Origin of the sequence: Oceanobacillus aidingensis, assembly GCF_042654105.1 — a bacterium.
GTDB classification, from domain to species: domain Bacteria; phylum Bacillota; class Bacilli; order Bacillales; family Amphibacillaceae; genus Oceanobacillus; species Oceanobacillus oncorhynchi.
In genome coordinates, this window is sequence record NZ_JBHSFT010000048.1 from 178328 (window position 1) to 193709 (window position 15382).

At 39.3% G+C, this 15382-nt stretch carries 15 protein-coding genes; 10 read left to right on the forward strand and 5 right to left on the reverse strand.

The window, feature by feature from the left end:
* The first annotated feature begins 119 nt into the window (after window positions 1–119).
* Both ACFO3P_RS19415 and ACFO3P_RS19420 read left to right on the forward strand, forming a co-directional pair.
* Complete coding sequence (locus ACFO3P_RS19415) at window positions 120–1241, forward strand: M20/M25/M40 family metallo-hydrolase (RefSeq protein ID WP_193062206.1); 1122 nt, start codon at window positions 120–122, stop codon at window positions 1239–1241.
* Window positions 1242–1338: 97 nt separating this feature from the next.
* Window positions 1339–2592 carry a DNA polymerase IV gene (locus tag ACFO3P_RS19420; protein ID WP_379542598.1) on the forward strand — a complete coding sequence of 418 codons (1254 nt, stop codon included), beginning with the start codon at window positions 1339–1341 and terminating at the stop codon, window positions 2590–2592.
* Window positions 2593–2636: 44 nt separating this feature from the next.
* On the opposite strand, the gene ACFO3P_RS19425 is transcribed toward ACFO3P_RS19420, so the two are convergent.
* The 3 genes from ACFO3P_RS19425 to ACFO3P_RS19435 form a co-directional block, all read right to left on the reverse strand.
* Window positions 2637–4016, reverse strand: coding sequence for an aldehyde dehydrogenase (locus tag ACFO3P_RS19425; protein WP_289584835.1), 1380 nt, complete (start codon window positions 4014–4016; stop codon window positions 2637–2639).
* 60 nt (window positions 4017–4076) lie between these two features.
* Window positions 4077–4994: a ribonuclease Z gene (gene rnz, locus ACFO3P_RS19430; protein ID WP_289584806.1), complete on the reverse strand. Its 918-nt coding sequence runs from the start codon at window positions 4992–4994 to the stop codon at window positions 4077–4079.
* Window positions 4995–5094: 100 nt separating this feature from the next.
* Window positions 5095–5838, reverse strand: a complete 744-nt coding sequence (locus ACFO3P_RS19435; protein ID WP_042534265.1) for a glycerophosphodiester phosphodiesterase — start codon at window positions 5836–5838, stop codon at window positions 5095–5097.
* A gap of 186 nt (window positions 5839–6024) precedes the next feature.
* Between ACFO3P_RS19435 and ACFO3P_RS19440 the strand changes: the two genes are divergently transcribed.
* The gene (locus ACFO3P_RS19440) at window positions 6025–6831 is read left to right on the forward strand and encodes an SDR family NAD(P)-dependent oxidoreductase (protein ID WP_289584805.1); all 807 of its coding nucleotides are present in this window, start codon (window positions 6025–6027) and stop codon (window positions 6829–6831) included.
* 122 nt (window positions 6832–6953) lie between these two features.
* Here ACFO3P_RS19440 and ACFO3P_RS19445 read toward each other — a convergent pair whose 3' ends face one another.
* The gene (locus tag ACFO3P_RS19445; protein WP_042534261.1) at window positions 6954–7874 is read right to left on the reverse strand and encodes an aldo/keto reductase; all 921 of its coding nucleotides are present in this window, start codon (window positions 7872–7874) and stop codon (window positions 6954–6956) included.
* 389 nt (window positions 7875–8263) lie between these two features.
* On the opposite strand from ACFO3P_RS19445, the gene ACFO3P_RS19450 reads away from it, so the two are divergent.
* The 3 genes from ACFO3P_RS19450 to fur all read left to right on the forward strand — a co-directional run bounded on the left by ACFO3P_RS19450 (window position 8264) and on the right by fur (window position 10255).
* On the forward strand, window positions 8264–8806 hold the full coding sequence (locus tag ACFO3P_RS19450; RefSeq protein WP_042534259.1) for an NUDIX hydrolase: 543 nt from the start codon (window positions 8264–8266) through the stop codon (window positions 8804–8806).
* A 125-nt stretch (window positions 8807–8931) separates the two neighbouring features.
* The gene (gene spoIIM / locus ACFO3P_RS19455) at window positions 8932–9576 is read left to right on the forward strand and encodes a stage II sporulation protein M (protein ID WP_042534257.1); all 645 of its coding nucleotides are present in this window, start codon (window positions 8932–8934) and stop codon (window positions 9574–9576) included.
* A 202-nt stretch (window positions 9577–9778) separates the two neighbouring features.
* Window positions 9779–10255 (forward strand): ferric iron uptake transcriptional regulator, encoded by a 477-nt coding sequence (fur, locus tag ACFO3P_RS19460; protein WP_042534256.1) that lies wholly within the window; start codon window positions 9779–9781, stop codon window positions 10253–10255.
* A 138-nt stretch (window positions 10256–10393) separates the two neighbouring features.
* Here the strand turns inward: fur and ACFO3P_RS19465 are convergent, their stop codons facing one another.
* Window positions 10394–11254: a fructosamine kinase family protein gene (locus ACFO3P_RS19465; protein ID WP_289584804.1), complete on the reverse strand. Its 861-nt coding sequence runs from the start codon at window positions 11252–11254 to the stop codon at window positions 10394–10396.
* A gap of 238 nt (window positions 11255–11492) precedes the next feature.
* Between ACFO3P_RS19465 and ACFO3P_RS19470 the strand changes: the two genes are divergently transcribed.
* From ACFO3P_RS19470 to ACFO3P_RS19485, 4 genes are all read left to right on the forward strand, one after another.
* Window positions 11493–11690, forward strand: a complete 198-nt coding sequence (locus ACFO3P_RS19470) for a DUF4227 family protein (RefSeq protein WP_042534254.1) — start codon at window positions 11493–11495, stop codon at window positions 11688–11690.
* 2 nt (window positions 11691–11692) lie between these two features.
* The gene (gene xerD / locus ACFO3P_RS19475; protein ID WP_042534252.1) at window positions 11693–12583 is read left to right on the forward strand and encodes a site-specific tyrosine recombinase XerD; all 891 of its coding nucleotides are present in this window, start codon (window positions 11693–11695) and stop codon (window positions 12581–12583) included.
* A gap of 135 nt (window positions 12584–12718) precedes the next feature.
* Window positions 12719–13897, forward strand: a complete 1179-nt coding sequence (gene deoB / locus ACFO3P_RS19480; protein WP_042534250.1) for a phosphopentomutase — start codon at window positions 12719–12721, stop codon at window positions 13895–13897.
* Window positions 13898–13915: 18 nt separating this feature from the next.
* Entirely contained in the window at window positions 13916–15208 is a 1293-nt protein-coding gene (locus ACFO3P_RS19485) for a pyrimidine-nucleoside phosphorylase (RefSeq protein ID WP_289584803.1), read from the forward strand.
* Window positions 15209–15382 lie beyond the last annotated feature (174 nt).

Sequence of the window (15382 nt, forward strand, 5' to 3'; positions counted from 1 at the left end):
TTTTTCTTAAAATGTTCTTCCGGATTTTAATTAACGGATGAGAGAAACTTAGACTCCAATTCATTCTACTGTAAAAAAAAGAGAAAATATAGTAGCCTAGAAGGTAGGAGGTTACGCAAATGAGTGTGAATGAAGAAAGATTAGTTAATGAATTTTTAGAACTTGTGCAGGTAGATTCTGAAACAGGTTTCGAAAGTGAGATAGCATCGGTTTTAACCAAAAAAATGGAAGCTCTAGGTGTGCAGGTGGAAGAAGATAATGCAAAAGAGCAGACAGGTCATGGTGCAGGAAATTTAATTTGTACATTGCCTGCAACTAAAGACGGCGCGGATGCTATTTATTTTACTTCCCATATGGATACGGTTGTTCCCGGGAAGAGTATACATCCAATTATTAAAGAAGGCGTGATTTCTTCAGAGGGAGAGACAATTCTAGGTTCAGACGATAAAGCAGGCTTAGCTGCCATGTTTGAGCTGATTAAAGTGCTTCAGGAAAATAACATTCCTCACGGCCAGATCCAATTTATTATTACTGTAGGAGAAGAATCTGGCCTGGTAGGCGCTAAAGCGTTAGATTCCTCGAAGTTAGATGCGCGTTATGGATATGCGTTAGACAGTAATGGAAACGTTGGTGATATTGTTGTGGCTGCACCTACGCAGGCGAAAATCCATGCAACCATAACCGGCAAAACAGCACATGCTGGATTGGAGCCGGAAAAAGGTGTTTCTGCCATTACGATTGCCTCTAAAGCTATTTCTAAAATGCCTTTGGGACGTATTGATAAGGAAACAACTGCTAATATCGGACGCTTTGAGGGCGGCAAACAGACAAATATTGTTGTAGATCATGTAGAAATTTTAGCAGAGGCACGTTCCCTGTCTGAAGAGAAGATGGAAAAACAGGTCGAGAAAATGAAAGCAGCTTTTGAAGAGGCTGCTGAAGAGCTTGGCGGTTCCGCTGATGTAAAGATAGCAATCGCTTATCCCGGCTATCATTTTAAAGCGGGAGACCAGGTGGTTGAGGTTGCCAGAAAAGCTGCAAAAGCAATCGGCAGAGAAAGTAAATTAGAACAGAGCGGCGGAGGCAGTGACGCCAATGTGATTGCAGGGTATGGAATCCCTACCGTTAATCTGGCAGTTGGTTATGAAGGGATTCATACGACCAATGAGCGGATTAAAGTGGAAGATCTTGTGAAAGTAACTGAATTTGTTGTGGAAATTGTTAAAATCGCAGCAAAATAAGATAAAGCTTCCATTCTTGGAGCGGCTTTCTGTGAAAAAGGAGAATGCATTCCATGATGGAGTGTGTTCTTCTTTTGTTAAGAATAGAGGTGTTATGATGGAACAGCCGGTCAATTCGAAAAGACGAGTTATCTTCCATATAGATATGAACTGCTTTTATGCTTCGGTAGAAATGGCGCATAATCCGGAATTAAAAGGAAAGCCGATTGCAATCGCCGGAAACCCGGAAGAGCGGAAGGGGATTATTGTTACAAGCAGCTATGAAGCCAGAGCAAAAGGCGTGAAAACGACGATGCCCGTGTGGCAGGCAAAAAAATTATGCCCCGATTTATTATTGATGCGGCCTAATTTTGACAGATACCGGGAAGCGTCCCGGGCTATTTTTAAGATACTTTCAGAAATTACACCGCTCGTCCAGCCGGTTTCGATTGATGAAGGCTACCTGGATATTACTGATACGGAAGGATTCGGAACGCCGGTAGAAATAGCTAATTACCTGCAGCAGCGGATATTAAAAGAGCTGGATATCCCATGCAGTCTTGGTATTGCCCCGAATAAATTTCTGGCAAAAATGGCGTCAGATATGAAAAAACCTTTAGGAATAACTATCCTTCGAAAGCGGGAATTATCTAACGTATTATGGCCACTTCCAATTGAAGAAATGCACGGAATCGGGAAGAAGACTGCTGAAAAACTTCGAAAAGTATCTATTCATACAATCGGTGATTTAGCTGTACATGATGTCTATCAATTAAAGCAGCTATTAGGGGTTAATGGAGAAAGAATGAAGAACCTGGCCAATGGAATAGACTATCGGATTGTGGATCCAGAAGCGGTACATGATTTCAAAAGTATCGGTAGCTCACAGACATTGGCTCATGATTCAACAGATTGGGATGAACTTCACCAGCTGTTAGGCCAGCTTACCGACAATGTAGCAAGAAGAGCGAAACGAAAAAATGCGACAGGAAAAAGCGTTCAATTAATGATTCGTTTTCACAACCATCAAACGATTACGCGCAGTAAAACATTGCAAGGGTATATCGATGAAAAAGAAGATATTCTTTTTGTCGCAAAGGAGCTATTAAAGAAACATTGGAATGAAGAGCCTGTACGGCTATTGGGTGTCTCTTTGCAAAGTGTAGAGGAGAAGAGTCAAGTAGGAGAACAGCTTGATTTGTTTACTTACCGCGATAACGCTAAAAAAGAAAAGCTCTACGAAACCATGGAAGCATTAACGGATAAATACGGAAAAGATATATTTTTATCTTTAAAAAATGAAGAGAAGGACAAACAGCAGCCACGGACAAGCTTTCAAAAAGATTTCCTAGATGATTATAAAAAGCCTTGATTTTATATCTATTGAAATAGAATAAAATCAAGGCTTTTGTTTTTTTAAGATAAGAATTTCTTCAAAATATTTGAAGTAACCGTACCGCCCGAATAACGGAATGGCAAATCAAATTTCGTTGTTTGTTTTAAGATGCTTTTCTGATGTGAAAATGTATCAAAGCTGGCTTTCCCGTGATAGCTTCCCATTCCGCTCTGCCCGACTCCGCCAAACGGAAGATACGGGTTTGCTAAATGGAAGAATGTATCATTGATAGAACCGCCGCCAAATGAAACGTATTCCATAACCTGAGACTGCATTCTCGGATTTTCTCCAAAATAGTATAGTGCTAATGGTTTTTCTCTTGATTTAATCAACGAAAGGGCGTCCTCTATATTCTCAAACGATAATACGGGAAGAATCGGTCCAAATATCTCTTCTTGCATAATAGGGTCTTCCCAATCTATTTTATCAAGAATAGTAGGTTCAATGATTAATTCTTCATCATTATATTCTCCACCATGAACAATATGATCTTCATTTAAAAATGCTTTTAAGCGGTTAAAATGATCCAGATTTATGATTCTTGAATAATTTTCACCCTGGAGTACATTCTTGCCAAATAAAGACTTTATTTGCTTTTTCATTGCTTTTAAAAGCTTGAATTTAACAGATTCTTGTACTAATAAATAATCCGGCGCCACACAGGTCTGACCGGCATTTGTATATTTTCCCCATACAATTCGTTTAGCTGCCAATTGGATGTTTGCATCTTCATCTACAATTGCAGGATTTTTTCCGCCCAGCTCTAACGTTACCGGAGTTAAATGCTCGCTTGCGGCCCGCATCACGATTTTTCCAACTGCACTTCCTCCGGTAAAGAAAATGTGATCAAAACGCTGTTTTAACAGCTCTGTTGTTTCTTCGACAGCACCCTGAACAACAGTGAAATAAGACGGGTCGAAATGCTCTTCTGCGATTCTGGCAAGAAAATCGGATGTATGCGGAGCATGTTCAGACGGCTTCAGAATAACTGAGTTACCTGCTGCAATCGCTCCGATAACAGGTACTAATGATAATTGTAAAGGATAATTCCATGGTGCAATAACGAGCACAACACCGAGCGGTTCTTTTATAATATAGCTTTTCGAGCCTTTATGCGTTAATGGAGAGGCAACTTTTTCAGGCTGCATCCAGTAGCGGAGATTTTTAATGGCTACTTCCAATTCGCTTTGAATAATACCAATCTCCGTAAGTATTATTTCATGATCAGGTTTATTTAAATCTTTTTTTAATACATCATATATCTCTTCTTCATTATCTTTGAAAATCTTTTTGATTTTTTCTAATTGTTGTTTACGAAACGTATAATCAACGGTATTTCCTTGATCAATATATTTTCGATGATCATCAACAATTTGCTGATAGTTTTCTTGTAAGGTCATCAAATCTGTCTCTCCCTTTCTCACTTCAAGAGGATGTGCAAGCTGTAAACGATGCACAAACTATAATTGAAACACACTAAAATCGCCGGCTATGGATGTATTCAAAAATACTTCTTTTGTCTCTTCCAGAAACGCATCCATATCTGAAAATTGATATCTTGAAGATATGTGTGTCAAGATTAGCTGTTTACATCCTGCATCAAGCGCTATTTTAGCGGCTTGTATATTTGTTGAATGAAAATAATCCTCTGCAAGTGCCTCTTTATCTGCAGCAAAGGTTGCTTCATGAATTAACAGATCGCTATTTTTTACAAATTCTTTATGCGCCGCCTGATAGGTGGTGTCCCCAAGAATTGAAATAACCCTTCCTTTTTTGGGCGAGCCGATAAAATCAGAACGGTAAATTATCGTGCCATCTTCCAGAGTGACAGAAGGTTTTTCTTTTATTTCGCCGTAAACTGGACCGGGACGTACCCCTTTTTCTTTTAATTTATCTACAAGAAGCTCACCTGGCTTGTCTTTTTCAACAATACGGAAACCAAAGCTTGGTACACCGTGGACAAGTTTTTTTGCATATACTTCGATGGCTTCCGTTTCAAATAACAGTCCTTCTTTTATCTCTATAACAGTAAGAGGATACGTTAAATGCGTATAGCTTAATTTCAAAGCAGCTTGGATAAATTCCTTTGAACCCTCCGGACCATAAATGGTTAATGGTCTGTCTGCGCCTGCCTGAAATGAACGGCTGCTGAGAAATCCCGGTAATCCATAAATATGATCGCCATGCATATGGGAAATAAAGATTTTATTTATTTTTCCCGGTTTAATTTTAGTATGAAGAAGCTGATGCTGCGTGGCTTCTCCGCAATCAAACAACCAGACTTCATTTAATTCTTGCAGCATGCTGAGTGCAACGGCTGTTACATTCCTTTCTTTAGAAGGAAGTCCTGCTCCGGTGCCTAAGAAAGTAATTTCCATGTTTCAATCTCACCTTAATATTATATTATAATTTAAAATTTTACCCAAATATACGACAATCATCAACGCAGAAGGTCAAAAATTAGGAAGCGCTCTTCAATCAAGACAAAAAACTGCGATATAATGCTTTGCGTACAGCAAACGCCCGATTGGGTACATCAGTAAATATGCTATTTACTTTGTAAGAAAAGCATCGATTTAAAAGCCGGGTTGAATTCACCGTATACACTCTTACCGGAATCCCGTTTTTCATCGCTTCATTTATGAGCTGCTGACGCAGCAGCGTGTGTTTTATATGAACGGCTGTTGCGCCGATAGACAAGGCATATGCTAATAAATCTCTTCTTGATCGCTTGGTTAACCAACCGATATTTGAAATTTCATCAAAACTTGCCAGGCGCGTTATACTGGTATCAGAGAATGTAGAAAAGTATGTCCGGTCCAGCATTTGATATTGTTTAATAAGCTGATATGTAATTTTCTCCAGATTCTTATGTGCAATTTTATTATTTTTTAATTCTAAATGAAGAATCAAAGGTTTATCTTTGATCCAGATTAGAAATTCCTCCAGTGTTACGATCCGTGTTCCTGCAAATTCAGTGTGAAAGGATTTGCCCATGTCTAATTGTTTTAGCTCGTCCAGCGTAAATTGAGTAATCCATCCTTTTACTCCAAAAATACGCTGCAAACCTTCATCATGAAAAAGGACAGGAATATTATCCTTTGTTAATTGGACATCTGTTTCAATGCCATCAGCCTTCATCTCGTAAGCAAGCTCAAAAGCCGGGAAACTGTTCTCAGGGGCATAATTGCTTGCACCCCGGTGTGCGATAATGGACGTCATCGTGTCACCCCCAATCTTATTGTGTTAGATTTTCCCCCGTAAGTCAATGTTTAAACCAGTGTACGGGAGGATTGTTTCGTTGTACAATATATATAAACACAGGATATCCATCTAATAAATGATGTTCACACTTTGAAAGCAAGGTCACACACTTTAAATCATTATATGAAGTAAGGGTCGATAAATATGAGAATAGGAAGAAATCATTTTGTTAAAGATAAAAAAATTATTGTCACCGGTGCATCAAAAGGAATTGGAAGAGGGATTGCTATAGAAATCGCTGCTCATGGCGGCATACCTATTTTAATCGCAAGGTCACAAGAATTGCTGCAAGAATTAGCAGATGAAATAGAAGCAAATAACGGCATTTGCAGGGTTTATTCCATTGACAGATTTTCAAGGGAAGCAATTGAAGAACAGATTAATGATATGTTGGAGACAGAGAAGCGTATTCATGGATTAATCAATAATGCAGGCTTTGGTGTATTTGATTCAATCGAAGAATTAAATATGGATGAGGTAGAGGAAATGTTTCAGGTGAATGTTTTAGCAGGGATGCAATATGCAAAAGCCTTCCTGCCACATTTTCTGCAGTTTAAAGGGAAATCGCATATTATTAATATTGTTTCTCAGGCTGCAAAATTGCCAACACCAAAAGCAGCAGGATATGCTGCGTCTAAACATGCGATGCTGGGCTTTACAAATGTACTCAGACAAGAGACAAGGGGAAGCAGCCTGACGGTCACTTCTGTTAATCTGGGCCCGGTGAAAACAAACTTTTTTGAGATGGCTGATAAGGAGGGCAAATACCAGCAGAATGTAGAAAAGTATATGCTTTCTCCTGAAAAAGTAGCTTCAAAGGTAGTGCATTCTTTATTTTCTAATAGAAGAGAAATCAATATGCCGTGGTGGATGGAAGCTGGCAGTATTCTGTATCGCTTATTTCCAGGGTTAATGGAGAAACTCCTTCAATCTCAATTTGATAAAAAATAATAGAGTAAGTATATCTTATAAAACAGGTCTGCTTTTCCTGAGCATCATCTCTCAGTGAAAGCAGACCTGTTTCTTTGGCAATGCTGTAAAAGGCTTATGAAGTTGCGGAAACTCCGCCTTTTTTAACGATGCTGCTCATACTGTGAAGCTTTGGACAGCTGCTGCAGAATAGGATAAGCTGCATCGGTGATTTCGTTAATTGATTGGTGAACTGCAATATTTTTTTCTAATTGTTCCAGAGAGCTTGCTCCAAAGACGGTTGACGTAATCGCAGGATGATTAGCTGCATAATACATCGCTAATTGCTGCAGAGAACTGTCCGGCAACGCCTGTTCCAATTCATAATAAAGTGATTTTAATTCGCTGTAGGAATAGTCGAGGTAGCCGTCCTCCGCTTTTTTATCGAGAACTTCATCGGCTTTATTGCTTAGTAGCCCCTGTGCCAGCGGACCGCGGGCAACAACACCGATTTTATTTTCTTCTGCAATCGGTAGAATGGCTTCCTCTGGTCTTCTGTCTAAAAGACTGTACTGTGTCATTAAAATATCAATAGAGGAGCGGATGGCGTATTCCCGGACAACATTTGGACGGATGGACGAAATACCATAGGTGCGGATTAGACCATCTTTCTTTAGTTCATCAAAAGCTTCTATGGTTTCATCGATTGGATCCTCCAATGTGCCGCCATGAAGCATGTAGACATCAATATAGTCTGTATTCAGTCTTTGTAAACTATCCCGGACGGCTTTGTGGATATATTTCTTCGAAGGATCCCAGAACCAATCATCTTTACCTTTTTCAAAATGGTTTCCGACCTTTGTAGTCACAACTACATCCGATCTGCGATGCTTTATTGCTTCTCCAACGATTTTTTCATTCTCGCCAAAGTGATAAAGGTCTGCCGTATCTAAGTGATTGATTCCTTTATCTAACGCATAATCAATCATTTTTTTACCTTGCTGTACATTTGTTCCCAGCGACATACAGCCGAGAGTTAAATCAGAAATTTCGATATCGCTTTTGCCAAGCTGCCGTTTCTTCATGCTATTCCTCCTTGTAAATCCGGTATGCATATATTGTAGAGGGTGATAGAAAAGAATACAATTAATACACTTTTTTAACGAATGAAATAAGTCATTTCTATCAAATAGTTTGTGGGGCGGATGGGAATGATAATCAGTGTCTGAAAGTAATGAATGGTTAAGAAATAAAATACCGTTTGTCATAAAAAAAGAAATCGAATCAGAAGAAAAAAAGAAATAGACTTGCTACAATAGAGTTCTGCGAATAAAATGAATGGAAAGACACATATAAGGGAATTGCATTCAGCAGGAATTTCACAGGCGATTGTCCATAAAAAAGTACTTGTTCAAACTGCTGGCGGGTCAGCCTGTTAACCTGCACTAAATGACGAAAAGGTGGAGTAGCATATATGCAACGTTTTGAAGAAAAAACAATGACATCCAAAAAAATATTTGAAGGGAACATTATTGATGTACAACTAGATGAGGTACGGCTTCCCAATGGAGAAACAGCTCAAAGAGAGCTTGTCTATCATCCAGGAGCCGTAGCGATTATTCCAATTACACCAGATAATAAAATTGTACTTGTAGAACAATATCGCAAACCATTGGAAAGAACATTAGTAGAAATTCCGGCAGGGAAGCTGGAGCAGAATGAAAATCCATTAACTGCCGCAGTCCGTGAGCTGGAAGAAGAAACAGGGTATACAACAACTAATCTCTCGCAAGTGACCTCTTTTTACACCTCTCCAGGCTTTGCTAATGAACTGGTGTATGTTTACGTCACCAATGATTTAATTAAAATGGAAAATCCGCCGGCGGGCGATGACGATGAATTTGTGGAAATCATGGAAGTAACGTTAGATGAAGCAAAAGACCTCGTGGAAAAAGGGCGTATTCAAGACGCAAAAACGAACTATGCTGTTCTTTATTTACATGCTTTAACGAAATAAGAAAAAAGGTTTTCACCGGACGCGTTCTACCTGCTCTATTAAAAGATAAAAATTAATAGGTATGTTTTAAGAGGGATTCTCATAGTTTGAAGTATAGGAACTATAGTGAAGTCAGGAGGATCTCAATGTATAATACCTCTCAACATTTATTAATCGGGCATATAAAACGGCACACGACCATTTATGTATTTACTGCCATTCTTTTTTTGACAGGCATCGTGTTCGGGGCTATCTTGGTAAATAGTATGGATTTTGTACAAAAACAAAATCTGTTCTTTTACTTGGAACGGTTCTTTACACAGCAAACAAATGAAGGAGAAGTTATTGGACGGCAGGATATATTTATTCAAAGTCTTCTTTATCATATTAAGTATCTTTCTTTTATTATATTATTGGCATTGAGTATGATTGGGCTCCCTATTATTTGGATTATGATATTCATGAAAGGGCTCGTTGTCGGTTTTTCAGTCGGTTTTATGGTCAATCAGCTGGGAGGGCAAGGGCTTCTTTTATCAACGATATCGATTGCTCCTCAAAACCTATTGATTATTCCTATATATATCATTGCAGGAAGTGTGGCTATGATATTTTCAATTGGTTTATGGCAGAAGCTTTTATTAAAGCATCAGTACCAGGAAGTATGGCCGCCTTTTATAAGATTGCTTATCACTTTTGCAATTTTAATTGTATGTACAGCATTAGCAGCATTGATGGAAGCTTATCTGTCAAATACACTTCTGTTAGAATGGATAGAGAGGTACCATGGATAATCCTCCTGCGGGAGAATAAAGTATCTTTATCTTAACTCCTTTACATTTTACATTACTTGCTTATTGCTTGATAAAAGGTATTTGTTTTAATATAATAATTTATGTTATTTTATAATAATTATTATTAACAATTGAGAATACCTTTGACACATGGAAGATAGATGCATATAATAAAAATGTAGAGTGAGGGAGGCGACTATCCATGGAACACCGGATTGAAAAAATAAAAAAACAGCTACATTCGCATAGCTACAAATTAACTCCCCAAAGGGAAGCTACGGTTCGAGTGCTTCTGGAAAGAGAAGACGATCACTTAAGTGCGGAGGATGTGTATCTTCTTGTAAAGGAGAAATCACCAGAAATTGGTCTGGCAACCGTTTATCGTACATTAGAATTATTATCCGAATTGAAAATAGTAGACAAAATTAATTTTGGTGATGGTGTATCCAGATATGATTTGCGTAAAGAAGGCGCAAAGCATTTCCATCATCATTTAGTATGTATTGAATGCGGCTCTGTTGAAGAGATTGAAAATGATTTATTAGGTGAAGTAGAACAAATCGTTGAAAATGACTGGGGCTTTGAGGTGAAGGATCATCGCTTAACCTTTCATGGGATTTGTCGCCAATGTCAAAAAGCAGCTGCAGCAGAAAAAGAAGATGTTCAAAAAGCAACATAAGTAATGAGAGTAAAACCTTTTTCCGGGAGAGAAAGGTTTTATTTTTATTTGGAGCAAAATACATATTGATCAGCAACAGGGATAGCCGGCGGCAGAATGTCATTACATACTGCCGCCGGGCTGAGGCGGTGAAGAAAATCAAATATATCTTTTTAAAATGCGATCTACGCTGCCGCCATAGACCTCGCCAAACATATTTAAATGAACAAGCAAGTGGAAAAGCTGGTAAATCGGCTTCACGTCCTGATAATAATCAGCTAGTGGCATTGCTTCCTGATATTGCGAATAAAACGTATTGGAAAACCCACCAAAGAGTTCCGTGAAAGCTAGTTCAAATAAATGGTCCCCGTAAAGTATAGAGGGATCAATCAGATAAGGCTGTCCTGCGCCCCCTATAATCCAATTGCCTCCCCATAAATCACCGTGTAATAAGGAAACCCTAGGCTGACTGGGGAGATAAAGATCTAAATCACGAATCAATGCCTCTAGTTTTAAACGTCTATTTTGGTTCATCCGATTGTACTGCACCGCCAAATCTAACTGGGGCTGAAGCCGATGCTCACGATAATAATCCACCCAATTGGTGTACCACTCATTTGACTGAGTTAATTTTCCAACATAAGTTGACTGATCTAAACCATATGCTGTGGAGCCGCCGACTAAATGCATCGAGGCCAGCTGTTTGCCTAAATGCTGCTCTGCAACTGCAGTTTCTTCTCCCTCAATCCACTCCATAATCAGCATCATTTCTTCATTTCCGGCGGAATTATCAAAGTAGTATACTTCCGGTACAGCAATTGTCTGTGTCGAACGAATTTTTTCCAGTCCATTTACTTCTATTTGAAAAAAATCACTGGCTGCACTTTGATTCGCTTTTATAAAATATTCCTGCTTTCCGGTTTTTACATAGTAAGCCTGATTAATATCGCCGCCGGAAATGGGCGTCTTTGTTTCGATAGCGGAGTTGTCACCTAATTGTTTTAATTTTTCTTCAAGCACCTGTAAGACCTCCTTTTTGATTAATTTTAGTATGGCAAAAATCTGGACGACACAAAAGTGTAAAAGTGTTTGTAGTTTAACTCTGCTTCCAATCATTGTATAATATTAACAGAAGGAGATGTACCGATTTTGTTCCTGTCCGCATCTTTTTCTTGTATTTTTGAAGAGCTTGTTTGCATATTCTAACTATAAACGTGTTTGGCTGCGATACAGCGTAACAGCACAGGGAGGTTAGAGTATGGAGAAGCATGTTAAGGAAACTGTTAAAATATTTATTTGGTTTATGATAGGTGCTTGCTTTTTTTCGGTTTGTCTGCATTTTATATATAAAGAGTTTCAAGAAATGCATCGTTATGATTTGCCGGAAGGACCAGCGGTTAAGGTGGTGGAGGAGGGGATTCCCTGGTTTCCATTTGATTTTCTGAAAGGGGAATAAATATGTTGAAATATGCATTAGAGGATTTTTTTCATTTTCTGCGGGTAGAGAAGGGATTGTCAGATAATACCATCACTTCTTATCAGAGAGATCTTACTGCTTACGAGAAACATTTGACCCAAATCGGCTATAATGTTTGGAATGAAATCACCCGAAATGATATTATGCGCTTTTTGTATGAGCTAAAAGACAGCGGTAAGTCGACTGCTACGATTTCGAGGCATATTTCTTCTATCAGATCCTTTCACCAATTTTTAATACGGGAGAGAATTGCTGATACAGATCCCAGTCTGCATATTGAAACTCCGAAAAAAGACAGGAAGCTTCCGGATACACTTTCTCAGGAGGAAGTAGATCGATTATTAAGCATAAACACTGCAACACCGCTGTCACTGCGCAATAAGGCAATGCTAGAATTATTATATGCCACGGGCTTGCGTGTATCTGAAATGATAGGCTTAAAACTGGAGGATTTACACTTGACGATGGGCTTTGTCCAATGTATGGGGAAAGGCTCGAAAGAAAGGATTGTTCCACTGGGAGACACAGCCAGAAAGACTCTGGAGGATTATATACAAACGGCGAGAAAAGAGCTTGTGAAGAAAAACAAACAGGAGAGTGCACTTTTTTTAAATCAGCATGGCCGTCCTTTAAGCAGACAGGGATTTTGGAAAATTTTAAAGGGATTGGCTATAAAAGCTGATATTCATAAGACAATCACTCCGCATACTTTAAGGCATTCTTTCGCCACCCATCTATTGGAAAACGGAGCAGATCTAAGAATTGTACAAGAGATGCTTGGACATGCGGATATATCGACAACACAAATTTATACGCATGTAACGAAAGCTAGGCTGAAGGATATCTATCAATCTTATCATCCGAGAGCTTAATTTATCTTTATTAAATGTAAAAAAGTGTTTCAGCAAAAATTTCATTGACCTTTTGTTGTCAGACATCTAACATCTATAATAAATATCATACGGAACCATAGTTTCGGGAATATAGTACATAGGAGGTAGATACAAATGAAATCATTTAAACGTGTATTTTTAATTGTCATGGATTCAGTAGGGATTGGAGAGGCACCGGACGCCGCGAAGTTTGATGATTTGGGAGCGGATACACTAGGCCATATTGCAGAAGAAATGAATGGGCTGGATATGCCGACGATGGGAAGCCTAGGCCTGAGCAATATTCGTGAAATTAAAGGGATTGCTCCGGCGGACAAGCCTAAAGCACATTATACAAAAATGCAGGAGGCTTCTAATGGAAAAGATACCATGACTGGTCATTGGGAAATTATGGGACTCCGTATTGACCAGCCATTCCGAACGTTCCCGGATGGATTCCCAGATGAGCTTATTCAAGCATTAGAAGAAAAGACTGGAAGAAAAGTAATTGGCAATAAACCGGCATCTGGAACAGAAATATTAGTAGAGCTTGGAAAAGAACATGTCGAAACGGGCAGCTTGATTGTGTACACATCTGCAGATTCTGTTCTGCAGATTGCTGCTCATGAGGATGTGGTTCCAATCGATGAATTGTACCAGATTTGTGAAATTGCCAGAGAGCTCACGCTGGATGAGAAGTATATGGTAGGGCGTGTCATTGCCCGTCCGTTCGTAGGAGAGCCGGGGGCTTTTGAACGTACATCCAACAGACATGACTACGCGTTAAAACCTTTTGGGCGCACAGTGATGAATGAATTAAAAGATGCCGGAATTGACGTTATCGCACTTGGGAAGATATCTGATATTTATGATGGGGAAGGAGTGACAGAGGCAGTCCGTACAAAGGATAACGATGATGGAATGGTGAAATTAAGTGATACGTTGAAAAAGGAATTCACCGGCTTAAGCTTCCTTAACCTGGTTGATTTCGATGCAAAGTATGGCCATCGCAGAGATCCAATGGGATATGGAAAAGCGCTGGAGACCTATGATAAACAGCTGCCGGAAATACTTGATCAGCTGCAGGAAGATGATTTATTGATTATTACAGCTGACCACGGAAATGATCCGATACATCACGGAACGGATCATACCCGCGAATATGTGCCGCTGCTTGTTTACCACATAGGTATTGAAGAAGGGAAAGAGCTTCCGGTCAGGACAACTTTTGCGGATATCGGTGCAACCATTGCAGACAATTTTAATATTACATTACCGGAACATGGTACGAGCTTTTTAGACGATATTAAATAAATAGAGAGGGCGATTAACATGAATACGGTAGAGATAATCAATAAGAAAAAATACGGAGAAGCATTATCTTATGAAGAAATCGAGTATATGATAGATGGATATGTCAATGATACGATACCGGATTATCAAATCGCAAGCTGGTTGATGGCCGTATATTTTCAAGGTTTAAACAGTGATGAGACCTCTGCACTTACAGACTTCATGGTGAAGTCTGGGGAAACCATCGATTTATCCTTTTTAAATACCACAGTTGTAGACAAACACTCTACTGGCGGCGTAGGGGACAAGGTCAGTTTAGTAGTCGCTCCGATTATCACGTCCTTAGGCATCCCTTTTGCAAAAATGAGCGGACGCGGGCTCGGTCATACTGGCGGAACGGTAGATAAGCTGGAATCGATTAAAGGGTTTCATACAGAGCTTCCGTTAGACAGGTTTAAAGAGCAGGTACAAGAATTAGGTATCGCGCTGGTCGGACAATCAGGGAATTTAGTACCTGCGGATAAAAAGATTTATGCTTTAAGAGATGTGACAGGTACGGTTGACTCTATTCCATTAATTGCAAGCTCCATCATGAGTAAGAAAATAGCCTCCGGAGCAGATGCCATCGTATTAGATATTAAAGTCGGCAATGGCGCTTTTATGAAAACAGAAGAGGAAGCAAGGAAGCTTGCGGAAACAATGGTTGCCATCGGGAAAAAGTTAAATCGGGAAACCGTGGCTGTTTTAACTAATATGGATCAGCCTCTTGGCACAGAAATCGGTAATGGAAATGAAGTGCTGGAGGCAGTAAAATTATTACGTGACCAGGAATATAGTCAGGATTTATATGATGTCTCTGTAGAGATTGCTGCGCAAATGGTCTATCTGGCCGGAAAAGCAACGACGGAAGAACAAGGCAGAAAATTGGTTGAAGAAGTGATTCAAAATGGAGATGCTTATGAGAAGTTTGTTACCTTTATTGAGGCACAAGATGGGGATATGTCCAGTATTCATGAAATCGAAGCAAAGCAATCTATTGATGTGACTTCAGAGAAGGCAGGGTATATTTCTTCTGTCGAAACACAGCAGATGGGAGAGGCTGCTATGCTGCTCGGCGCCGGCAGAAAAACAAAGGATGATCAAATCGATCATCAAGTAGGAATCACCTTTCATGTAAAGCTGGGTGATAAGCTGCAGGCTGGCGATAAGCTTGCAACCATCCATACTAATATAGAAGATAATGCAGCTGTCATTCAGAAAATAAAGGATGCAATTACAATTACGCAAACTCCCGTTCAAGTAAATCCAAGTGTTATTGATGTTATCCATTAAATAGAGATGAGTGGAAAAAGAGCTTTAGAAATCACTGTATAGTGTCTAAAGCTCTTTTTTCTTTTTTTAAAGGCTCTATACTGAATGTGGTGGTGTCCTCCGTTCCATCGCCAGATGGAACGGAGGCAAAAAAATACACTCCTTTTCCTCTCTCTGATAACCTTGAGTTGTCGA

Coding starts and splice junctions, on each gene's coding strand:
- ACFO3P_RS19470 (WP_042534254.1), top strand. CDS start 11,493: ATGGAGAAGCATGTTAAGGAAACTGTTAAAATATTTATTTGGTTTATG.
- ACFO3P_RS19445 (WP_042534261.1), bottom strand. CDS start 7,874: ATGAAGAAACGGCAGCTTGGCAAAAGCGATATCGAAATTTCTGATTTA.
- ACFO3P_RS19440 (WP_289584805.1), top strand. CDS start 6,025: ATGAGAATAGGAAGAAATCATTTTGTTAAAGATAAAAAAATTATTGTC.
- fur (WP_042534256.1), top strand. CDS start 9,779: ATGGAACACCGGATTGAAAAAATAAAAAAACAGCTACATTCGCATAGC.
- ACFO3P_RS19435 (WP_042534265.1), bottom strand. CDS start 5,838: ATGACGTCCATTATCGCACACCGGGGTGCAAGCAATTATGCCCCTGAG.
- xerD (WP_042534252.1), top strand. CDS start 11,693: ATGTTGAAATATGCATTAGAGGATTTTTTTCATTTTCTGCGGGTAGAG.
- ACFO3P_RS19425 (WP_289584835.1), bottom strand. CDS start 4,016: ATGACCTTACAAGAAAACTATCAGCAAATTGTTGATGATCATCGAAAA.
- ACFO3P_RS19415 (WP_193062206.1), top strand. CDS start 120: ATGAGTGTGAATGAAGAAAGATTAGTTAATGAATTTTTAGAACTTGTG.
- ACFO3P_RS19485 (WP_289584803.1), top strand. CDS start 13,916: ATGAATACGGTAGAGATAATCAATAAGAAAAAATACGGAGAAGCATTA.
- ACFO3P_RS19420 (WP_379542598.1), top strand. CDS start 1,339: ATGGAACAGCCGGTCAATTCGAAAAGACGAGTTATCTTCCATATAGAT.
- spoIIM (WP_042534257.1), top strand. CDS start 8,932: ATGTATAATACCTCTCAACATTTATTAATCGGGCATATAAAACGGCAC.
- deoB (WP_042534250.1), top strand. CDS start 12,719: ATGAAATCATTTAAACGTGTATTTTTAATTGTCATGGATTCAGTAGGG.
- rnz (WP_289584806.1), bottom strand. CDS start 4,994: ATGGAAATTACTTTCTTAGGCACCGGAGCAGGACTTCCTTCTAAAGAA.
- ACFO3P_RS19450 (WP_042534259.1), top strand. CDS start 8,264: ATGCAACGTTTTGAAGAAAAAACAATGACATCCAAAAAAATATTTGAA.